Origin of the sequence: Heliomicrobium undosum, assembly GCF_009877425.1 — a bacterium.
GTDB classification, from domain to species: domain Bacteria; phylum Bacillota; class Desulfitobacteriia; order Heliobacteriales; family Heliobacteriaceae; genus Heliomicrobium; species Heliomicrobium undosum.
Window position 1 is genome coordinate 1 of record NZ_WXEY01000058.1, and the last position, 1188, is coordinate 1188.

General features: G+C 54.5%; 1 protein-coding gene. It reads left to right on the forward strand.

Translation table 11 applies throughout. The annotated features are described in order from the left end of the window. Positions 1-77 precede the first annotated feature (77 nt). Positions 78-1188 (forward strand): IS1634 family transposase (locus GTO91_RS17560; protein ID WP_161260009.1); only part of this gene is annotated, 1111 nt, incomplete at its 3' end.

Sequence of the window (1188 nt, forward strand, 5' to 3'; positions counted from 1 at the left end):
CGCTGGAAAAATTTTAAAGGAGTTCAACGCTTCTTGTCGAATACCATCCTCATTTCAGAGTGTAGGAGATGGTATTCGTGGCATCAGCCAATATACGCATGATCCAAGCCGGAGCCGTACCTGTAATCGCCAAGCTCTGCCGCATCGCAAAGATCCGTGAAATTGTCAACCAACTGGTGAAATGGGATGAAGCCATTTCACGCGTCTCACCGGGGATTCTCATCGAAAGTCTGATCATCTGCATCCTCTGCGGGAGAAAAGCCCTTTGGAAAGTGGAGCAATTTTGGGCCAAGCAGGATATGACCGCTGTGTTCCGAGGCCATCTGACGCTGGAGCAGGTGAACGATGACGCATATGGACATGCACTGGATAAGCTCGCCGAGATTTCGCAGGAGACACTGGTCAGCCTGGTCGGGGTCACACTGCTTCACGCCCATGCGATGGGGATTCGTTTCGTCCACTTTGACACCACATCAAAATCCGTCCAGGGCGCGTACGAAGAAGAGGCCACCGGAGATTTCGATGTGAATCGAGGGCATAGCAAAGATCTTCGCCCGGATTTGAAACAGTTTAAGATCGGCGCCGCAGTCCAAGAGAATGGACTTCCGATCATGGGCCAACTGCTTTCCGGCAATACGGCCGATGTCACCTGGAACCCCGAAGCTGCTGTGGAAATGCAGAAATTCTTCACTGAAAAAGGCTATCGGGATGTCATCTTCGTGGCCGACTGTGCCCTTGTTTCCACGGAGGGGCTGAATAAACTTGCCCGTCAGGGCGTCCAATTCATCTCCCGGTTGCCGGAAACCTTTGCGCTCGCGCAAACCCTCAAAGACGAGGCCTGGGTAACCGGGCAATGGGAAGACCTTGGAACCGTAACCGATTCCTCCGAGGCCGAACGAGCGAGGTATAGCGTGTATTCAACACGCCGGGAACTGGCTGGGCGAGAGTACGGCTTCTTGGTCGTCCACTCCTCCCACTTGGAGTCCCGAAAAGAAAAAACCCTGCAACGGCAGTTTGCCAAGCGAAAGGCTACCCTGCAGAAAGAGGCGGCGGCGTTGTCGGATCGGCCCTTTGCCTGTGAGGACGATGCCCGGATTGCCTTGGAGGAATGGCGAGCAGACACCCTAAAGCAGGGCTTTCATGTGGAAGGCGCCGTTGAATGCAAAACGGCGCATCGTCACGCCCACC